We start from the raw sequence: 2128 nt of genomic DNA, 5'->3' as shown, positions 1-2128 counted from the left end.
GGAATCTATCGAAGCAGGCAACTTCCCGGAATACGAGCTGGGCCTGCAGCTTATCCCTGAAGAAGACGAATTCAAATTCGACTTCGATCTGCTCGATCCCACCAAGCTCATTCCGGAAGCGCTGGTGCCGGTGCAGCTGGTGGGCAAAATGGTGCTTAACCGTAACCCGGATAACTTCTTTGCTGAAAACGAGCAGGCGGCGTTTCACCCAGGCCATATCGTCCCGGGAATTGACTTCAGCAACGATCCGCTGCTGCAGGGGCGCCTGTTCTCCTACACCGATACACAAATTAGCCGCCTCGGTGGGCCTAACTTCCACGAAATTCCCATCAACCGCCCGGTCTGCCCTTACCACAATCTACAGCGCGACGGTATGCACCGGATGGATATCGACACTAATCCGGCTAACTACGAGCCGAACTCCATCAACGACAACTGGCCGCGTGAAACGCCGCCGGGGCCGAAAGGCGGCGGCTTTGAGTCGCGCCACGAGCGCATCGATGCGGAAACCATCCGCCAGCGCAGCCCGTCATTTGGCGAGTACTACGCCCATCCGCGCCTGTTCTGGCTGAGCCAGACGCCGGTTGAGCAGCAGCATATTATCGGCGCCTTCAGCTTTGAGCTGGGTAAAGTGGCCCGGGCCTACATTCGCGAGCGCGTGGTGGACCAGCTGACCCGCATCGATCAGCAACTGGCGCAGGGCGTAGCGGAGAATCTCGGCATTACGCTCAGCGATGAACAGCGTAACGTGGCGCCGCCGGCGCCGGTTAACGGCCTGAAAAAGGACCCTACTCTTAGCCTGTATGCGATCCCCGGCGGTTCGCTGAAAGGCCGCGTGGTGGGCGTTCTGCTCAACGATAAGCCCGCCGCGACTGAAATTCTGACGCTGCTGAAAGCGCTGAAGGATAAAGGGGTTCACGCCAAGCTGCTTTACAGCCGCATGGGCACCGTGGAAGCCGATGACGGCACCGCACTTCCGGTGAGCGCTACCTTCGCCGGCGCACCGTCCCTGACGGTGGACGCGGTGATTGTTCCCGGCCACGGTGCGGCATCGCTGAAAGACAGCGGCGACGCGCGCTACTATCTGCTGGAGGCGTACAAGCACCTGAAACCGATCCTGCTGGCGGGCGACGCCCGGGCGTTTAAAGCAGATCTCGGCGTCGGCGACGCCGGTGAAGAGGGGCTGGTGGAAGATAAGCTCGTCACCGCCGATGCGATGGATGCCCTGCTGGACCTGCTGGCGGCGCACCGCGTCTGGTCGCGCGAGCCGAAAGTGGCCGCTATTCCGGCGTAAAAAAACCGGGCGCGCCCGGTTTCACTCTGATAACAGGCCCGGCGGCTTCCCCGCCGGGCCTGTTTTTTACTACAGGTCCCGGTAAGTCCCCAGCCGGTAGCCCTTCTGGGCAATAGCCTGTTCCAGCGCCGCCGACGTCAGCACCTCCAGCTCGGCAAGGCGCGGATAGCAGTAGGCGCTCCCCATGATGGTGTTATCCACAAAGGCCGGATGGCACATCACTTCCAGCGACTTCTCGCCCGCGGCGGCCGAATCGTCCAGCACCTGCATAAACAGTGACTCGCTAATGCTCTCGCCATAAAAAGCGCTGCTGAATCCGTCGCTGCTGCGCAGGCCGCCGGCGTCGAGCCCGTCGCGCCGGGCGAGTGCACGGTCAACCCGCATTGCAACGCCCTTCTCCTTCGCAAACTCGGCCACCAGCGGGAAAATCTGCGGGATCATATGCACGTGGTGATGACTGTCGATGTGGGTCGGTTCACATCCGAACAGCGCCACAAAGCGCACATACTGCGCGGCCAGCTCACGGCGGATCTCCTCCAGCGGCAGGGTGTCTTCTTCGGCCATTTGCCACAGCCACTTGCCGAGTTTTCCCTCGCGGGTAAGGCCCGGCATGGCGGTCAGCGGCTCGCCCAGCGTCAGCACGAAATGCATGCCTGTGGCCAGTGAGGGCAGCGTCCGGCTAAGTTCGGCAGCGTGTTCAGCAGCGTCAGCATTAACCATCGCCGTCGTTGAGGTCACGAGCCCGTGCCGGCAGGCCTCCGCAATGCCGTAGTTCTGCCCCTTGCTGAGGCCGAAATCATCGGCGTTAACGATCATAATGCGGTCCATTTCGGC

General features: G+C 61.7%; 2 protein-coding genes. One reads left to right on the top strand and one right to left on the bottom strand.

The genetic code is table 11. The annotated features are described in order from the left end of the window. Positions 1-1294: catalase (locus QZ766_RS10765; RefSeq protein ID WP_297201520.1), on the top strand; the 1294-nt coding region annotated here is incomplete at its 5' end. A 69-nt stretch (positions 1295-1363) separates the two neighbouring features. Here the strand turns inward: QZ766_RS10765 and chbG are convergent. Beyond that, positions 1364-2122: a chitin disaccharide deacetylase gene (gene chbG / locus QZ766_RS10760; RefSeq protein WP_297201523.1), complete on the bottom strand. Its 759-nt coding sequence runs from the start codon at positions 2120-2122 to the stop codon at positions 1364-1366. Positions 2123-2128: the final 6 nt, after the last annotated feature.

The sequence above is a fragment of the uncultured Pluralibacter sp. genome, assembly GCF_913775985.1.
Classification (GTDB): Bacteria; Pseudomonadota; Gammaproteobacteria; order Enterobacterales; family Enterobacteriaceae; genus Pluralibacter.
This window is presented reverse-complemented; position numbering and strand designations above follow the sequence as displayed.